This is a genomic window from Thalassospira lucentensis (assembly GCF_032921865.1).
Taxonomy (GTDB): Bacteria; Pseudomonadota; Alphaproteobacteria; order Rhodospirillales; family Thalassospiraceae; genus Thalassospira; species Thalassospira lucentensis_A.
The window spans coordinates 1,164,166-1,180,480 of record NZ_CP136684.1 but is presented as its reverse complement, the minus strand read 5'-3'; the positions used below and the strand labels follow the sequence as shown (position 1 = coordinate 1,180,480).

Annotated in this window: 16 protein-coding genes; 12 read left to right on the top strand and 4 right to left on the bottom strand. The window is 55.3% G+C overall.

The annotated features are described in order from the left end of the window. Positions 1–120 precede the first annotated feature (120 nt). The 7 genes from sdhC (at position 121) to R1T41_RS05940 (ending at position 6,878) form a co-directional block, all read left to right on the top strand. On the top strand, positions 121–501 hold the full coding sequence (gene sdhC, locus R1T41_RS05970; protein ID WP_062951138.1) for a succinate dehydrogenase, cytochrome b556 subunit: 381 nt from the start codon (positions 121–123) through the stop codon (positions 499–501). Between the two features lie 27 nt (positions 502–528). Continuing rightward, positions 529–912 carry a succinate dehydrogenase, hydrophobic membrane anchor protein gene (sdhD, locus tag R1T41_RS05965; protein ID WP_062960618.1) on the top strand — a complete coding sequence of 128 codons (384 nt, stop codon included), beginning with the start codon at positions 529–531 and terminating at the stop codon, positions 910–912. Positions 913–916: 4 nt separating this feature from the next. Beyond that, on the top strand, positions 917–2,713 hold the full coding sequence (gene sdhA, locus R1T41_RS05960; RefSeq protein WP_062951142.1) for a succinate dehydrogenase flavoprotein subunit: 1,797 nt from the start codon (positions 917–919) through the stop codon (positions 2,711–2,713). 25 nt (positions 2,714–2,738) lie between these two features. Continuing rightward, positions 2,739–3,521: a succinate dehydrogenase iron-sulfur subunit gene (locus R1T41_RS05955; RefSeq protein WP_007088832.1), complete on the top strand. Its 783-nt coding sequence runs from the start codon at positions 2,739–2,741 to the stop codon at positions 3,519–3,521. A 143-nt stretch (positions 3,522–3,664) separates the two neighbouring features. Further along, positions 3,665–5,371, top strand: coding sequence for a DUF4153 domain-containing protein (locus R1T41_RS05950; RefSeq protein WP_317340593.1), 1,707 nt, complete (start codon positions 3,665–3,667; stop codon positions 5,369–5,371). Positions 5,372–5,529: 158 nt separating this feature from the next. Then, positions 5,530–6,204 (top strand): tetratricopeptide repeat protein, encoded by a 675-nt coding sequence (locus R1T41_RS05945; protein ID WP_317340591.1) that lies wholly within the window; start codon positions 5,530–5,532, stop codon positions 6,202–6,204. After that, entirely contained in the window at positions 6,201–6,878 is a 678-nt protein-coding gene (locus R1T41_RS05940) for an HAD-IA family hydrolase (protein WP_317340589.1), read from the top strand. Before R1T41_RS05945 ends, R1T41_RS05940 begins: the two co-directional genes overlap by 4 nt. Before the next feature lie 39 nt (positions 6,879–6,917). Here the strand turns inward: R1T41_RS05940 and R1T41_RS05935 are convergent, their stop codons facing one another. The 4 genes from R1T41_RS05935 to puuE are packed head-to-tail and all read right to left on the bottom strand — an operon-like array spanning position 6,918 to position 10,000. Then, on the bottom strand, positions 6,918–7,430 hold the full coding sequence (locus tag R1T41_RS05935; protein ID WP_317340587.1) for an ureidoglycolate lyase: 513 nt from the start codon (positions 7,428–7,430) through the stop codon (positions 6,918–6,920). 5 nt (positions 7,431–7,435) lie between these two features. Continuing rightward, the gene (gene alc / locus R1T41_RS05930; protein WP_317340586.1) at positions 7,436–8,467 is read right to left on the bottom strand and encodes an allantoicase; all 1,032 of its coding nucleotides are present in this window, start codon (positions 8,465–8,467) and stop codon (positions 7,436–7,438) included. 51 nt (positions 8,468–8,518) lie between these two features. Further along, positions 8,519–9,046 carry a 2-oxo-4-hydroxy-4-carboxy-5-ureidoimidazoline decarboxylase gene (gene uraD / locus R1T41_RS05925; protein ID WP_168177083.1) on the bottom strand — a complete coding sequence of 176 codons (528 nt, stop codon included), beginning with the start codon at positions 9,044–9,046 and terminating at the stop codon, positions 8,519–8,521. A 33-nt stretch (positions 9,047–9,079) separates the two neighbouring features. Further along, positions 9,080–10,000: an allantoinase PuuE gene (gene puuE, locus R1T41_RS05920; protein WP_317340585.1), complete on the bottom strand. Its 921-nt coding sequence runs from the start codon at positions 9,998–10,000 to the stop codon at positions 9,080–9,082. A 421-nt stretch (positions 10,001–10,421) separates the two neighbouring features. On the opposite strand from puuE, the gene uraH reads away from it, so the two are divergent. From uraH to R1T41_RS05895, 5 genes are all read left to right on the top strand, one after another. Next, a complete protein-coding gene (gene uraH, locus R1T41_RS05915; RefSeq protein ID WP_317340584.1) occupies positions 10,422–10,775 on the top strand; it encodes a hydroxyisourate hydrolase in 354 nt (117 codons plus the stop codon). A 7-nt stretch (positions 10,776–10,782) separates the two neighbouring features. After that, on the top strand, positions 10,783–12,276 hold the full coding sequence (gene xdhA, locus R1T41_RS05910) for a xanthine dehydrogenase small subunit (protein WP_317340582.1): 1,494 nt from the start codon (positions 10,783–10,785) through the stop codon (positions 12,274–12,276). Further along, positions 12,269–14,677: a xanthine dehydrogenase molybdopterin binding subunit gene (gene xdhB, locus R1T41_RS05905; protein WP_317340580.1), complete on the top strand. Its 2,409-nt coding sequence runs from the start codon at positions 12,269–12,271 to the stop codon at positions 14,675–14,677. The genes xdhA and xdhB overlap by 8 nt, the downstream gene beginning before the upstream one ends. Positions 14,678–14,682: 5 nt before the next feature. Continuing rightward, on the top strand, positions 14,683–15,717 hold the full coding sequence (gene xdhC / locus R1T41_RS05900) for a xanthine dehydrogenase accessory protein XdhC (protein ID WP_317340578.1): 1,035 nt from the start codon (positions 14,683–14,685) through the stop codon (positions 15,715–15,717). Positions 15,718–15,848: 131 nt separating this feature from the next. Beyond that, positions 15,849–16,301 carry a nucleoside deaminase gene (locus R1T41_RS05895; RefSeq protein WP_114122998.1) on the top strand — a complete coding sequence of 151 codons (453 nt, stop codon included), beginning with the start codon at positions 15,849–15,851 and terminating at the stop codon, positions 16,299–16,301. Positions 16,302–16,315 lie beyond the last annotated feature (14 nt).

Genomic DNA, 16,315 nt, shown 5'->3' with positions numbered 1-16,315 from the left:
AACGGAATTTGATCGCGGATTTCTTTGGATTTCAAAGGTGTCTAGATTGACTCAATCCCGTTGCATGGGTAAATAAACCCTGCTTTCCCGCCAGCTACTTTGAGAAGAGGCAAATCCGCTATGAGCAAAGCCAATCGGCCGCTGTCTCCGCACTTGCAGGTGTACCGGCTTCCGATGGCAGCAAAGATGTCCATTTCGTTCCGTGCGATGGGTGTCGGCCTTGCCATTGGTTTCGTATTTCTGGCGTCCTGGCTGATTGGTGCCGGCGCTGGTCGTGACGCCTTTAACGGCTATCACGCATTTTTCACCTCGTGGTTTGGTCTGCTGCTGCTGTTCGGTTGGACGGCGGCTTTTTATTACCACGCTTGCAACGGTGTCCGGCACCTTGTCTGGGATACCGGTCGCGGCCTGACGAATGAGGGTGCCGCAAAAGGCAACCCGATCGTCCTTGGCGCGGCAGTCGTGCTGACCATTCTTACCTGGATTATCGGTCTGGCCTAAGGCCGGGCAAGAGGGGACAAACCTGTCATGAAAATGCAATCCGATCTGGGTCGTGTACGCGGCCTCGGTTCTGCTAAAAGTGGCTCGTCGCACTGGTGGACCCAGCGCGTTACCGCTGTCGCAAACCTTCCGCTCGGCATCTGGTTCATCATATCGATCCTGTCTGGCCATACGGCCGACTATGATGCAGTCCGTGAATGGCTGAGCTCGTATTTCCATTCGACCATGATGATCCTGATGATCATCAGTGTTTCGGTGCACTTCACGCACGGCCTGCAGGTCGTGATCGAAGATTATGTGCACAACCGTAAAGCAGAAATCGTATCGCTGTTCCTGATCAAGGCTGTGGCCGCCTTCCTGTCGGTTGCCGCCATCGTGTCGGTCTTGCGTATCGTTTTTGCCGGAGCCTGAACCAATGAGCGAATCATATAAAATCATCGACCATAACTACGATGTCGTCGTTATGGGCGCAGGCGGCGCCGGTCTTCGTGCGACGCTTGGTACGGTCGAAGCCGGATTGAAAACCGCGTGTATCACCAAGGTCTTCCCGACCCGTTCGCACACCGTTGCGGCACAGGGTGGCATTGGTGCGTCGCTTGGCAACATGTCCGAGGATCACTGGCAGTGGCATATGTATGACACCGTCAAGGGGTCCGACTGGCTGGGTGATCAGGACGCGATCGAATATATGTGCCGTAACGCCGTTCCGGCGGTTCATGAACTTGAACATTACGGCATGCCGTTCTCGCGTACCGAAGATGGCAAAATCTATCAGCGTCCGTTCGGCGGTCACACCCGTGATCACGGTAAAGCCCCGGTCGAACGTGCCTGTGCTGCGGCTGACCGTACAGGTCACGCCATGCTGCATACGCTGTATCAGCAGTGCCTGAAACACAAAGCCGAATTCTTTGTCGAATATATTGCCCTTGATCTGATCATGGGTGAAGACGGTTCGTGCAAAGGTCTGGTTGCCTGGGATCTTGATACCGGCGAACTGCATCGCTTTAACGCCAAGATGGTCATTCTGGCATCTGGTGGTTACGGTCGCGCCTTCTTCAGCTGCACCTCGGCACATACCTGCACCGGTGATGGTCATGGTATGGTTGCACGTGCGGGCCTTGGTCTTCAGGACATGGAATTCGTTCAGTTCCACCCGACCGGCATTTACGGTTCGGGTTGCCTGATCACCGAAGGCGCACGCGGTGAGGGTGGTTACCTGACCAACTCCGAAGGCGAACGTTTCATGGAACGTTACGCCCCGACCGTTAAGGACCTTGCATCACGTGACGTCGTTTCGCGCGGTATGGCACAGGAAATCCGTGATGGTCGTGGTGTTGGTGAACACGGCGAATATATCCATCTGCACCTTGAACATCTTGGTTCGGAAGTGCTGTGGGAACGTCTGCCGGGTATTACCGAAACCGCAAAAATCTTTGCCGGTGTTGATGCGACCAAGGAACCGATTCCGGTCCTGCCGACGGTCCATTACAACATGGGCGGTATTCCAACCAACTATAAGGGAGAAGTCCTGCGTCCGACCCCGGATAACCCGAACGCAATCGTCCCGGGTCTGATGGCGGCTGGCGAAGCGGCCTGTGTATCGGTTCACGGTGCGAACCGTCTGGGCACCAACTCGCTGCTTGACCTTGTTGTGTTTGGTCGTGCCTGCGGTCTGCATGCAGCCGAAGTCGTCGATGCCAAGGCATCCTACAAGGAACTCAAAACCACTGACGGCGACGAGGCGATTGCCCGTTTCGACCGTCTGCGTTGGGCAAAGGGTTCCCGCCCGACTGCCGAAATCCGTCTGGAAATGCAGCGCGTCATGCAGGGCAACTGTGGTGTGTTCCGTACGTCCGAGATTCTCAAGGAAGGTGTCGAAAAACTTTCCGCGACCGCAGCAACGCTTCCCGATGTTGCCGTGTCGGACCGTTCGTTGATCTGGAACTCCGATCTCGTCGAAACGATGGAACTCGAAAACCTTATGGTCTGCGCCGCAGCAACCATGAATTCCGCCGAGGCCCGTCACGAATCACGCGGGGCACATGCCCACGAGGATTATCCGAAGCGTGATGACGAAGTCTGGATGAAGCACACGATCGCCACCGTCGGTTGGGACAAAGGGTATGGCGTTGATCTGACCTATCGTCCGGTCAATACCTTCACCCTTACCGATGAAGTGTCGTATATCGAGCCGAAAGAGCGCGTCTATTAAGGCGCGGCAAGAGAGGATTTGAGAGATGGTAGAATTCAATCTTCCCGCCAATTCGGTCGTCAAAGAGGGCAAGTCGTTCTCTGCACCGGCTGACGCGAAAAACACCCGTAGCTTCAAGATCTATCGTTACGATCCTGACAGCGGCGATAACCCGCGTACCGATACTTACGATATTGACCTCGACAAGTGCGGTCCGATGGTTCTTGACGCACTGATCAAGATCAAGAACGAGATCGACGCGACCCTGACTTTCCGCCGTTCCTGCCGTGAAGGCATTTGCGGTTCGTGCGCGATGAATATCGACGGTCGCAATACGCTTGCGTGTCTGAAACCGATCGAGGACATCAAGGGCGAAGTCAAAATCTATCCGCTGCCGCATATGCCGGTGGTCAAGGATCTGGTGCCCGATCTGTCCCAGCCTTACGCACAGCTCGCCTCGATCGAGCCGTGGCTCAAGGCTGACAGCCCGACACCGCCGGATGGTGAACGTCTGCAGTCGCGTGAAGAACGCGCGAAGCTTGACGGTCTGTGGGAATGCATCCTGTGCTTCTCCTGCTCGACCGCGTGCCCGTCCTATTGGTGGAACTCCGACCGTTACCTCGGCCCGGCTGTTCTGCTGCAGGCTTATCGCTGGCTGGCTGACTCGCGTGACGAATATACCGGTGAACGTCTCGACGCGCTCGAAGATCCGTTCCGTCTGTATCGTTGCCACACGATCATGAACTGCACCAATACCTGCCCGAAAGGCCTGAACCCGGCATTGGCGATCACCGAAATCAAAAAGATGATCGCAGAACGCCGCGCCTGATCGGTTAGCACCATACAAAAGTCTTTTTAAGACAAAAAGTTAAAGCCGCCGGAGATCGGATGATCCCGGCGGCTTTTTCTGTTTTAATATCGTTCATAAAGAAAACCTGACCCGGATAATCGGGCGAGAGCAAAGGCAAACCCATGAAAAAGGCGCATTGGCTGTTCCCCTTGAGCGGCGCGGCATATGGCTTCGCATTCTGGTATCTGATCGATTATCGCTGGGAGGATAATTATCTTCTGGCGAGCCTGATGACGTTTATCGCCGGACTGGCTTATTGCAGCTGGTTTGCCATCGGGGTGCGTCGGCTGCGTGTTGATCTTGCCGTGACGCTCGTCCTGCCATTGCTTGCAGCCCTGCAGGTATTGGCGTTTCAGCATCTGGTCGGGTTCGAGTATACTGACGAAACCGCCATTTTCGCCCTGCTGGCCTGTCAGGCGCTTTGGGTCGGGGTCGCTGTTGGAATATGGCGCATTTGGGGGCCGTTGCAGACGACCGTTTTGCCAAACTATCCGGATCGGGCGGCACTTGTGCCGGAAATCTGGTCGATCAAGCTGGCATTGGCTTTCGGTTTGGTCGGGGTTGCCGTTTTCTGGCCGGTTTTCTATGCGCTATGTTCACTGTTGATTCTGGTTGGCATCGACCAGATCTGGGAACTGATTAGCGAGGCATATGTTGCCTTGCCGCTCTCGGGGGCGGCCTTTGCCACCGGTATTCTGATTGCCCGGGAAAAATCGGGGCTTCTGATCCCGGTCCGTCAGGTGATTGGCGGTATGTTCCGCATTCTGTATCCGATCCAGGCATCCGGGCTTTTCCTGTTTCTGGTTGCAGCCGCACTTGGCGGCTGGGAAGTTCTGCTGGATCAGGATTTTGGTGTCTGGTGGACCGTGATGGCTGCCGCAGCAGGGCTTAGCTATTTGCTTTTTGGTGCGGTTCAGGCAGGCGAAGGCACAACTCTGTTTGGCCGGATTGGTGATCGCGTCTTTCGCTTTACATTATGGATGGCGCCGATATTCGCCCTGATTGCGATGGCGACGATTTATATCCGGGTGCGTGAATATGGCCTGACCCCTTCGCGGGTTTATGCGATCTGGGCGGCGGTATTTGTCTTGATGGCGACGGTCTGGCTTTCGGTGGCGGCATTTGGCCGTCGTCAGTCAACCCCGGTCTCCCTGCGCAGGGCGTTTGGCCATATCGCGATTTGCGGGGCCTTGACGGCCTTTATCATGCATCTGCCCTTCCTTGATCCGGTCAGCATTTCGGCGCGCAATCAGCAAAGCCGTCTGTCATCTATGACAGACTGGGACACGGCTGATCTTGCTTTCATTGCCCGAAATCTTGGAATGCCGGGCGAGGAGGCACTTGCCGAACTTGGGAGCGCAAATCCCGACGTGGTGCCGCCACTTGCCGAACTACGCAGCTATTTCGATCCTGATGGTGATCGAATGAAGGCCGGAATTGACAATATTCCGGTCTACCCGTCGCAACACCAGATACCTCAGGAAGCGGTTAAGACCCTGCTGGAAGGCCAGCTTGAATATGATCGTCGTTTCTGTCGCAAGGCAGCTTCAGGTACAGGGGCCCCGAACCAGTGTGCACTGTTGATGGTTGACCTTGACGGGGATGGCATGGAAGAGGCGGCCTTTTTCACGACACGCGACTATGTTGATGTGTATCGCTATGGAGCCCAGGATAATGGTTGGCAGGTTGTAGCCAGTTTCTTCCATGACCAGAGTGAAATCGACCACGAGTTGATGTTGCGTGATCTTGCCAACGGAAATTTCGAGATCGTTTCGCCACGTTACTCCGACCTTCTGATCGGTGGGGCACGTTGGGGGCAATATCGTTAACGCCTGCCTAATCGGGGCGGGTTATGCTTAGTCATCATATGAAACAGCATCAGGGAATGACTGCTTTGTTGATCCGGACACATCATCTCATTGTGGGTTTAGCACTTCTGACTTTGGCGGCCTGTGGCGATACCTCCCCGAAATGGGAGCCTCAGGACATGTTTGCCAGCTCGGCAGAAAAACCGGTCGATGAGCGTTATCGTGCGATGATTGATTTCAAGGCATTGTCGCGTGACGAGGCCGGGGTTGAATATGCCGCTGGACCGAGTGCCACCGTGCTGGGCGCGGTTGAAGAGTCCGTTGCCCTTTGTCAGGAAAAGGGTGGCAAGGGATGCAAGGCGGTTCGTGTCGGTCTGACATGGGTTGATGGTCTTGATAGCGATGCCATCAAGGCGGTGATGGAAACCTATCGTAACACCATGCTGGCAGAAGCAACCCAGGCATCGAATGCGGGGAATATTGAAGCTGCCAATTGGCTTGCATTCCACTATGCAATGCGAGGTGAAAATCTCGCCGAGGCAGAGCGCCTGACCAAACGCGCTTTGCAAGTTCAGCCTGAAAACCCAGCGATATTAGATACCTATGGACTAGTGCTTTACAAACAGGGCAAATATCAGGAAGCCGAAGAGATATTCATTGCGGTTAACAAAGCAATGCCGACGGCCGAACATCTTGCGCATTTTGCCGACAACGCCCTTGCAATGGGCAAGACCGAGATGGCACGTGCTGCCTATCAGCGTGCCCTTGGTGCGCAGCCAAGTGCGGTGCTGTCCCAGGAAATTCAGAAACGATTGCTCGCCCTTGATCTGGGGGGCGGTTCGGCAACGCAGTGATCAATCTGGTCATCTTTGATTGTGACGGTGTGCTGATCGATAGCGAAGTTCTGTCTTTTGCCGTCGATGTTCAGATACTTGCAGGTCACGGCATTGCATTGTCTTCGGATGATCTGGCACGCCGGTTTGGCGGTGTGTCCTATGCCGGGATGATCGCCCGTCTGAATGATGAACACGCGACTGCAATCGAAGCGGCGCATTATCAGAAAGAATGTGAAGATTTGCTCGCACATCTTTTTGAAACCGATCTTCGGGCAATCAGCGGTATCGACACCTTGTTGAAATCGTTGAGCGTGCCGGTTTGTGTCGCATCAGGCAGCGATTTGGCGCGGCTTGATATGTGTCTTGGGATTACGGGGCTGCTTGATTTCTTCGGGGCGCGGATTTTCTCGGTCGAGGAAGTGGACAATGGCAAACCTGCCCCGGATATCTTCCTGCATGCGGCGCGCGAATGCGGTGCAAATCCCGAAAGCTGCCTCGTGATCGAAGACAGTCCAGCCGGCATTATTGCCGCTGCGGCGGCCGGGATGCGGGCAGTCGGCTTTCTTGGTGGCGGTCATCGCAATCCGGAAGATGCCGAAATGTTGATGCAGGCCGGTGCCGAGGACGTCGTCGGCGATGCCAGCGAACTGCACCGGTATCTTGCAAATCTGGGATTGGCAAACCGACCCTGATCGAAATCGATCAGGGTGCTATGTCTTGGTGATGCGATATCAGGTCTGCGGCCAGTCAAGTGTGATGGTGGTGCCATTGACCATCGGCAGGTCGACCTCGTTCAGGTTGTTGCCCGGCCCGCTGCGATCCACGATCAGAAAGTCGCTTTCTGGTTCAAGCACGAGAAGCGGGTGGTGCCAGACATTCCTGGCATAGGTCACTCCCTGCGATCCATCCGAGATAAAGGCACGCAGATTTTCGGGGGCGGGGGTGTCTGAACCGTCTGCCACAACGATCAGGAACTTCTGACCGCTTAGTGGCATAAAGGCCTGCGAGCCCAGCGGATGGCGTTCCATCATTTTGATTTCAATCGGCATCGGGCGCGGTGTGCCGCGAAAAATGCTGATGATTGGTGCACCACCTTCATCCCCGACATCAACGCGTGATATATCGTGAAACCGCGTCGTTGTGCCCAGATTGATCTTGTATTCATCCCGCGCTGTGGCGGTTGATATCACCTCACCAAACGGGGCAAACGATGCTGGTGTCAGCGGTTCGACTTTCAGTTTCATCGTTCTTATCGCTTTGCCGGTTTACCAAGAATGCGCAGGCGGCTGATCCCGCCATCCGGAATGGAATTGATGCGCAAATGCGATACCGGTCCAAGCTTTGCGATCACTGATGCATCAAATTCGTGGATATGGTCGGCCTGCATTTTCTGTTCGGGCAGAATGGTTTGCCAGAACATGGATCGTGCACGCAGCGACTTGTCCTTTTCACCATCGACATAAGCGGCCTGAATGGAAACCCGGTCGGGATAGTTACCCTTGAAATGGCAGGTATCGACGATGATCTTTTCAATCTCGCCAGGATGGCCGAGTTCAACAACCAGCCACTCGTTGCCGGGTTCGCGACGGCGCCGGGTTTCCCAGCCATCACCCATATTGATGCCCCGGCCCGGTGCCAGAATGGCATTCGGGTTACCATAATGGGCATCCGACCATGTCAGGACCACGCCGCCATTGATCATGGCTGCCAGATCAACCTGATCGGCACTGCTTGCCATTTTTGACCAGTCGCGATCCGGACGTCCATAAACGCGCAGGCGGGCAATACCGCCATCGGGATAGATATGCAGGCGCACATGGGTGAAAACGCCTTCTGCCGTGACTTCGGCATAATGGTGGGCTTCTGCACCGACACCGGCACGCAGCCCGATCGGGGCGACGATTTCGGTCCAGGTCGCATCATCTACGGGATCGCCATCCGGGCAATAGCATGCCTCAAGCGATGCGGCGGGCGGGAAGTTGCCGGTGAAGTGGCTGGTATCGATATCGACACCGTAAATCCGGCCCGATGTTGCCAGCCGCACCACACAGTAATCATGACCTTCCACACGTTTCCGGCGGCTTTCCCAGCCGTCCATCCACTTGCCATTGTCATCGTATTTGTCCGGATAGAAAATCGCATCCGCGGTTTGCAGCATGCGTTGCTTGTCGGCAAAGAAATCATCGGTCGCAAAGATTGCCTCTGCGCCCAGACGTTCATCGGCCAAATTGACAAAACGCCGGGTAAATTCCGGGGCATCAAGGTTTGTGTGATGGCTCATGGCTTTTAAATCCTGATTATTGGTTATTTTGTTCAGGCCAGTCATTGGCGATCAAAGGGCTTCGAGGCGCAGCTTGGCGATACGATGTACCTGATGGATGGCCTCGTTAAATTCGGTTTCAACATCGTTTTTAACGCGGCGTTCGAATGCGTTCAGGATGTCGGTCCGATGGAACCCTTTGACAGCAAAAATGAACGGGAAACCGAACTTCTTTTTGTAGTCGTCATTCAATTGCGTAAAACGGGCAAGTTCGTCTGGCGTGCATTGATCAAGTCCGGCACCGGTTTGTTCATTCTGCGAGGAATGCGTCAGTTCCGCCAAGGCAAGCTTGCCTGCAAGATCAGGGTGGGCGCGAAGCAGTGTCAGTTTGTCATCGTCAACCGCGCCATTTACCACGGCGGCCATGGCATCGGCGAGTGCATCGGGGGTATCAAGGGCAGACGTGATGCCGCGATCATAAAGCTGCTTTGCGATCCAGGGGGAATGTTCGTAAACCCCGCCATACAGCGAGACAAAGGCGCTTTGCGCCAAGGTGCTGGGCGGTCGGGTTTCGAACAATGATTTTTCAGGTTTGGTCATAACGGCCATTTCAGTTCTTGTTTTTCTTGATGCTTATTTGTTTTCGGTAAACGGATGATGTTCACGCCAGTGACGCGCAATATCGACGCGACGTGCAAACCAGACATCATCATGACCGCGCACATAATCGACAAAGCGTTTCAGGGCTGCAAACCGCCCCGGCCGGCCGACAAGACGGCAATGTAAACCAACCGATAGCATCCGCGGCGTTTCGGCACCTTCTTCGTAAAGAGTATCAAAACTGTCTTTCAGATATTGAAAATATTGTTCGCCGGAATTGAAGCCCTGCATGGCGGCAAAGCGCATGTCGTTGACATCAAGTGTATAGGGCACGATCAGATGCGGTGTGTCTGTCTGTGTAGACCAGAAAGGCAGTTCGTCGCTGTAATCATCGGCGTCATATAGGAAGCCGCCTTCTTCGGCGACAAGCCGTCGGGTGTTCGGGCTTGTACGCCCGGTATACCAGCCAAGCGGGCGCTCCCCGGTCACATCCCTGATGATGTCGATGGCCTTGTGAAGATGTTCGCGTTCAAGTTCTTCGGGGAAATATTGGTAATCGATCCAGCGATAGCCGTGCGAGCAGATTTCATGACCATCCTGCATCGCGACTTCGCCAACCTTCGGGTGACGGGCCAGCGCCATGGCAACGGCAAAGATGGTGATCGGAATTTGCCGTTCGCGGAACAGGTTCAGGATACGCCAGACACCAACGCGCGAACCATATTCGTAAATCGACTCCATGCTCATATGGCGAACGCCTTCGCGCATGTCGGCACCGATGATTTCCGACAGAAATGCCTCGGACGCGCGATCCCCGTGCAGAACGCAGTTTTCACCACCTTCCTCGTAATTCAGCACGAATTGGACCGCAACACGGGCCTTGCCCGGCCAGTTGGCCTTTGGCGGATTGGGGCCATAGCCAATCAGGTCGCGTGCATAATTTTGTTCGGTCATCTTTGGCCTCTCCTGATATCGCAACGCCCGGCTTTGTCATGCGGGCTGTTTGGTGTAGCATTAACCATAGGTCGCAGCGCAGCAAGGAAGAACTCCTGCGCGCTGATTGATGGATGATTATGCCGCACTATCAATATGACTTTGATAATGTTCCTGGACGGGAAATCGCTTTGGCCGGTTTTTTGTTGGCTTTTAAAAGCTTTTTATCCGGCTTTGATCGTATTCTGCACGAAGCTGTGGCAATCGTTTTTCAAAGAATTATTGATATAGTTTCACTTTATCACCTCTTTCCACGATCCGTGTCCTAATGCGACCTTTTTGAAACGCTATAAATTCGTTCGGCATAAAACGATCAATCAGAAAAGCCGACCAGGGAAGAAGCGACCGACCACCGCATGAGAGAGAAAAGAGGAGGCCCGGCATGGGACGACTGACTACCCATGTTCTTGATACGGCAAAAGGTTGCCCGGCGGGCGGCATCCGGATCGAGCTGCACCGTTTTGGTGATGGCCATGATGATCTGGTTGCCGAAGCCGTAACCAATGCCGACGGGCGAACCGATGCGCCAATGCTTGATGGTGCTTCGTTCAAGCCGGGCGAGTATCAGCTTGTCTTTCATGCCGGTGCGTATTTCGATGCCATCGGTCTTGATCTGCCGGAACCGAAATTCCTTGATCAGGTTGTAATCCGGTTCGGTATTTCAGATGCGCAGGCGCATTATCATGTGCCGCTGCTGCTTTCGCCGTTTGGCTATTCCATCTATCGCGGCAGCTGAGGCCATCATGACCAAACCGGCCCTTGATACGCGCGATGATATCCGGTTCCTGTTCGGGAACGAAGAACGCAGCCTGCGTGATATCGATCCGCAAATGACGGTTCTGAACTGGCTGCGCTTAAACGAGCGCAAGACCGGGACCAAAGAAGGCTGTGCCGAAGGCGATTGCGGTGCCTGCACGGTCATTTTGGGCGAACCGGATAGTCAGGGCAGCATGCGTTACCGGACGGTCAATGCCTGTATCCAGTTTGTGCCAACCCTTGATGGTAAGCAGCTTCTGGCTGTTGAACATCTTAAATCCGATGACGGCAGCCTGCATCCGGTGCAGCAGGCCATGGTGGAAACCCATGGTTCGCAATGCGGTTTCTGTACGCCGGGCTTTGTCATGAGCCTGTATCAGCTTTGGCTGGATGGGGGCGAGGATGACCGGGGTGCCATCAATGATGCCCTTGCCGGGAACCTTTGCCGTTGCACCGGTTACGGACCAATCATCGAAGCCGCTCGCAAGGCCGGTGGCATAAGCGCAACCGATCCGGTCGAACAAAAACGCCGTTCCGATATCGCGACCCGATTGACCGCGATGATCGAAGGTGCCGACATGCTGGCACTTGAAATGCCGGTGGGGCGTTATTTCGCCCCCCGCAGCAGCGATGAACTGGCCGCACTTTTGGTGGCCCATCCCGATGCGACGGTGCTGGCGGGCGGGACGGATGTCGGGCTTTGGGTGACTAAGATGCTCAAACGGCTTGATCCGATCATTTATATCGGGGATGTCGCGGATCTTAAATCGGTCCGGGAAAAGGATGGTGTTCTGACTATCGGTGCCGGTGTGACTTATAGCGATGCCCATAACGCACTTGGCATGATTGCCGGTGATGTCGGAGAGCTGGTCCGCCGGATCGGGTCACGGCAAATCCGCAATGCGGGGACGGTTGGTGGCAATATCGCCAATGGATCGCCAATTGGCGATACACCACCGGCCCTGATTGCGCTGGGTGCGCGGATTGTTTTGCGCATGGGCGATATCCGTCGCGAAGTTGCCCTTGAAGATTTCTTTATCACCTATGGCAAGCAGGACCGGGCCAAGGGCGAGTTCGTCGAAAGCATCATCATTCCGAAGCCTGCGGCCGGGGTGCAGTTCAAGGCCTACAAGATTTCCAAACGGTTTGATCAGGATATTACGGCGGTTCTTGCGGCCTTTGCCATTCGGGTTGATGGCGGCAAGGTGATCGAATTCCGTGCGGCATTTGGTGGCATGGCCGGAACACCGATGCGGGCCAAAAAGTGTGAGGCAGCCCTGATTGGCAAGGATTGGAACGAAGCCAGTCTGAACGCGGCGCAACTGGCTTTGACCAAGGATTTTGACCCGATGTCTGATATGCGGGCATCCAAGGAATACCGCATGCTGGTCGCGCAAAATCTTTTGACCAAACTGTTTATCGAAACAACGGCACCTGAAATTGCCACCCGTCTGGTTGGCAGGGAGGCTGCCCATGTCTGACAACGCATCCAAAGTCATCGATACCAAAGACCCGGGTGAGCTTCTGGCGCCGACACCGGGGCTTTCGGGTGGGATTCGCTCCGCCAGCAAGCATGACAGCGGTCCGAAGCATGTCGCGGGCGAAGCGGTTTATGTTGACGATATTCTTGAACCGTTCGGCACTCTTCATCTGGCCCCCGGTGCGGCAACCGTTGCACATGGCAGAATCACGAAAATGGACCTGTCAAAGGTTCGATCCGCCCCCGGTGTGGTGTGTGTCCTGACGGCGGATGATGTGCCCGGTGTCAATGACGTGTCACCCGCCCATACCCATGATGATCCGGTTCTGCCCGACGGGATTGTGCAGTTTTACGGTCAGCCGGTTTTCTGTGTTGCCGCCGAAACCCGCGAACAGGCACGCAATGCCGTCAAGCTGGCTGAGATCGAATATGAAGAACTACCCGCGATCCTGAGCGTCAAGGAAGCACTGGAAAAACAGCAATTCGTCGCGCCACCCCATGTCATGGCGCAGGGCGATGCCAAATCGGCACTGGTGCGCGCGAAACATCGCCGGTCCGGGGCGATGGAAATCGGTGGGCAGGACCATTTCTATCTTGAGGGCCAGATCACCTTTGCCATTCCGCAGGAAGACGGTGACGTGCTTTTGCATTGCTCGACCCAGCATCCGTCCGAGGTTCAGCACAATATCGCCAATGTCCTTGGCCGTCCCGCCAACGCGGTAACCGTCGAAGTGCGCCGTATGGGCGGTGGTTTTGGTGGCAAGGAAACGCAGGCATCACAATGGGCGGCACTGGCGGCGATTGTTGCGGTTAAAACTGGTCGCCCGGCGAAAATGCGTCTGGACCGCGATGATGACATGGTCATGACCGGCAAACGCCATGACTTTATCGTCGAATATGATGTCGGCTTTGATGATGATGGCCGGATTTGCGGGTTGGATATTCAATATGCTGCCAATTGCGGTTTCTCGGCCGATCTGTCGGCCGCGATCTGTGATCGTGCGATGTTCCATACCGACAATGCCTATTTCCTTGGCGATGTCGAAATCCGGTCCTATCGCTGCAAAACCAATCTGGTGTCCAATACCGCGTTTCGCGGCTTTGGCGGGCCGCAGGGCATGGTTGCGATTGAACGGATCATCGATGAAATCGCCATGACGATTGGCCGCGATCCGCTTGATGTGCGGATCGCCAACTATTACGGGACAACCGACCGCAACACGACGCCCTATCACATGACGGTCGAGGATAACGTCCTTGCGGAACTGACGAACGATATTCTGGCATCTTGCGACTATCGCAAGCGCCGCGAGGAAATCGACGCGTTCAATGCGCAAAGCCCGGTGATCAAGCGCGGCATTTCGATCACGCCGGTCAAGTTTGGCATTTCCTTTACCACGACCTTCCTAAATCAGGCGGGCGCATTGATCCATATTTATCAGGACGGATCGGTGCATCTGAACCATGGCGGGACGGAAATGGGGCAGGGCCTGTTTATCAAGGTCGCCCAGGTCGTGGCCGAGGAATTCCAGATTGATCTCGACCGGATCAAGATCACGGCAACCAACACTGGCAAGGTTCCCAACACATCGGCAACCGCGGCATCAAGCGGCGCGGATATGAACGGCATGGCCGCGCGCGACGCCGCGATTACCATCAAATCGCGCCTGATTGCTTTTGCCGCGGAAAAATATGGTGTGGTTGAGGCCGCCGTCCGGTTTGTTCCGGGCCGGGTGATTATCGGCGGTGTGACCGAGCTGGAATTTGCCGATCTGGTCAAACAGGCTTATTTGGCGCGCGTTTCGCTTTCAGCGACGGGCTATTACGCGACACCGAAAATCCATTACGACCGTGAAACCGCGTCGGGTCGGCCATTCTATTACTTTGCCTATGGCATGGCCTGTTCCGAGGTGATGATCGATACCCTGACGGGCGAATATAAGGTCACACGCGTTGACATCAGCCACGATGTCGGCCGGTCGCTGAACCCGGCGATTGACCGTGGTCAGATCGAAGGCGGCTTTATTCAAGGCATGGGATGGCTGACATCCGAGGAATTGTGGTGGGATGATGCAGGGCGTTTGCGAACGCATGCGCCATCCACCTATAAAATTCCCGCATGCTCGGATCGACCGGAAGATTTCCGTCTTGAATTGTGGTCTTCCGGAAGAAACGTTGAAAAAACCATTCACCGATCAAAGGCTGTTGGTGAACCGCCGCTGATGCTGGCGATTTCAGTGCATCGTGCCATTGCTGATGCGATCGCATCGGTCGGAGATTACAAGGTGATCCCGATGCTGAATGCCCCGGCAACGCCCGAGGCCGTCCTGAATGCGGTCGCCAATGTGGCCAAGGGCATGATTGCCCAAAGTCATGATGCGATTCCGGCGGCGGGGGAATAGACATCATGCGCCTGTCACCCGACGCCCATATCGCTTTGCTGCAATCATCCGATCCGGTGATGCTGGTCAGTGTGGCGGCCATTCGCGGGTCCACCCCGCGCGAGGCAGGGGCATTTATGCTGATCAGTGAAGCCGACATTGTCGGGACGGTTGGTGGTGGCAATATGGAACATCAGGTGACGGTTCGGGCGCGTGAAATCCTGAATCTGGGGCGGGATTTTGATGCGGAACTGGTTCCATTCCCGTTGGGGCCAGGGCTCGGCCAATGCTGCGGCGGTTCTGTCGATATTGCGTTTCACCTGCTGAGCTCGATGCAAAAGCATCAGTTGGCGACAGCGATCCGAAATACGCAAAGCAATGCCGGTCCTGTTCATCGTGCTTGGGCGATTTTATCGATGGGCGAAAGCCAACATCTTGAAACGGCCAGTATTCAGGATGCCGATGCATTGGAGCGCCTGTTTGCCGGGGGGCGCGGAGGATTATGTGATCTGGCGGGGCAGCAGAAGCTGTGCCTGCGCCTTGATGACGGGGCAGCGCCGCTTTGGCTGTTTGGTGCCGGGCATGTCGGGCAGGCGATTGTTCAGGCACTGGCCCCCTTGCCGTTCGATCTTCATTTGATCGATTCGCGTGATGAATACCTGACCCTGCCGGAAACATCGAAACTTCATCTGCATCAAAGCGAAAGGCCCGAGGACGAGGTGGGCGACATGCCGCCCGATGCCTTCGCGCTTATCCTGACGCACAGCCACGCGCAGGACTTTGATATCTGTCGGGCGGCCTTGATGCGGAATGATCTTGGTTTTGTCGGCATGATCGGAAGCCAGACCAAACGCACGCGCTTTGTCCGGCGATTAAAGGATCGCGGGTTGGGTGACACGGAAATCGGTCGTTTGACATGCCCGATTGGAATTCAGGGCATTACCGGCAAACAGCCGGCAATCATTGCGGCATCGGTTGCAGTGCAATTGCTGTCCGTGCGTGAAGCACGTCTGGCGCAATATCCGGTGAACAGGATCGCACAAGACGGCCTTGCCGGATGATAAAGCCTTCATTGCAAGGCATATAAATGATAAAGGGCCGCGCCAATAGCGGCCTGATCAGGAGGATCCGTTTACCGGATCAGGAGTTCATATAGGGAGATTTGGCTGTGTGTGATGCCAAGCATAAACACATGCTCCATGCCGTGAATTTGTCGCGGACAAAAATGGAAGAAGGCTGTGGCGGCCCGTTCGGGGCAATCATTGTCAAGGACGGCGAAGTCGTATCCGAAGGCTGGAACAAGGTAACATCCAGCAACGATCCGACCGCTCATGCAGAGGTCAGCGCCATCCGTGCTGCCTGTGAAAAGCTTGGTACCTTCAATCTTGCCGGTTGCGAGATTTACACCAGTTGCGAGCCATGCCCGATGTGCCTTTCGGCGATCTATTGGGCGCGTCTTGACCGGATCTATTATGCCAATTCCCGCGATGATGCCGCGGCAATCGGCTTTGACGATCAATTCCTGTATGATGAAGTGGCAAAACCGATCCCGGATCGGAGCCTGCCGTGCGAACATCTGGATTTAGGGGAAGCGCGTGATGTCTTTGCGGCCTGGGATGCCAAAGAAGACAAAATCGCGTATTGAGACCGTTTGATTAG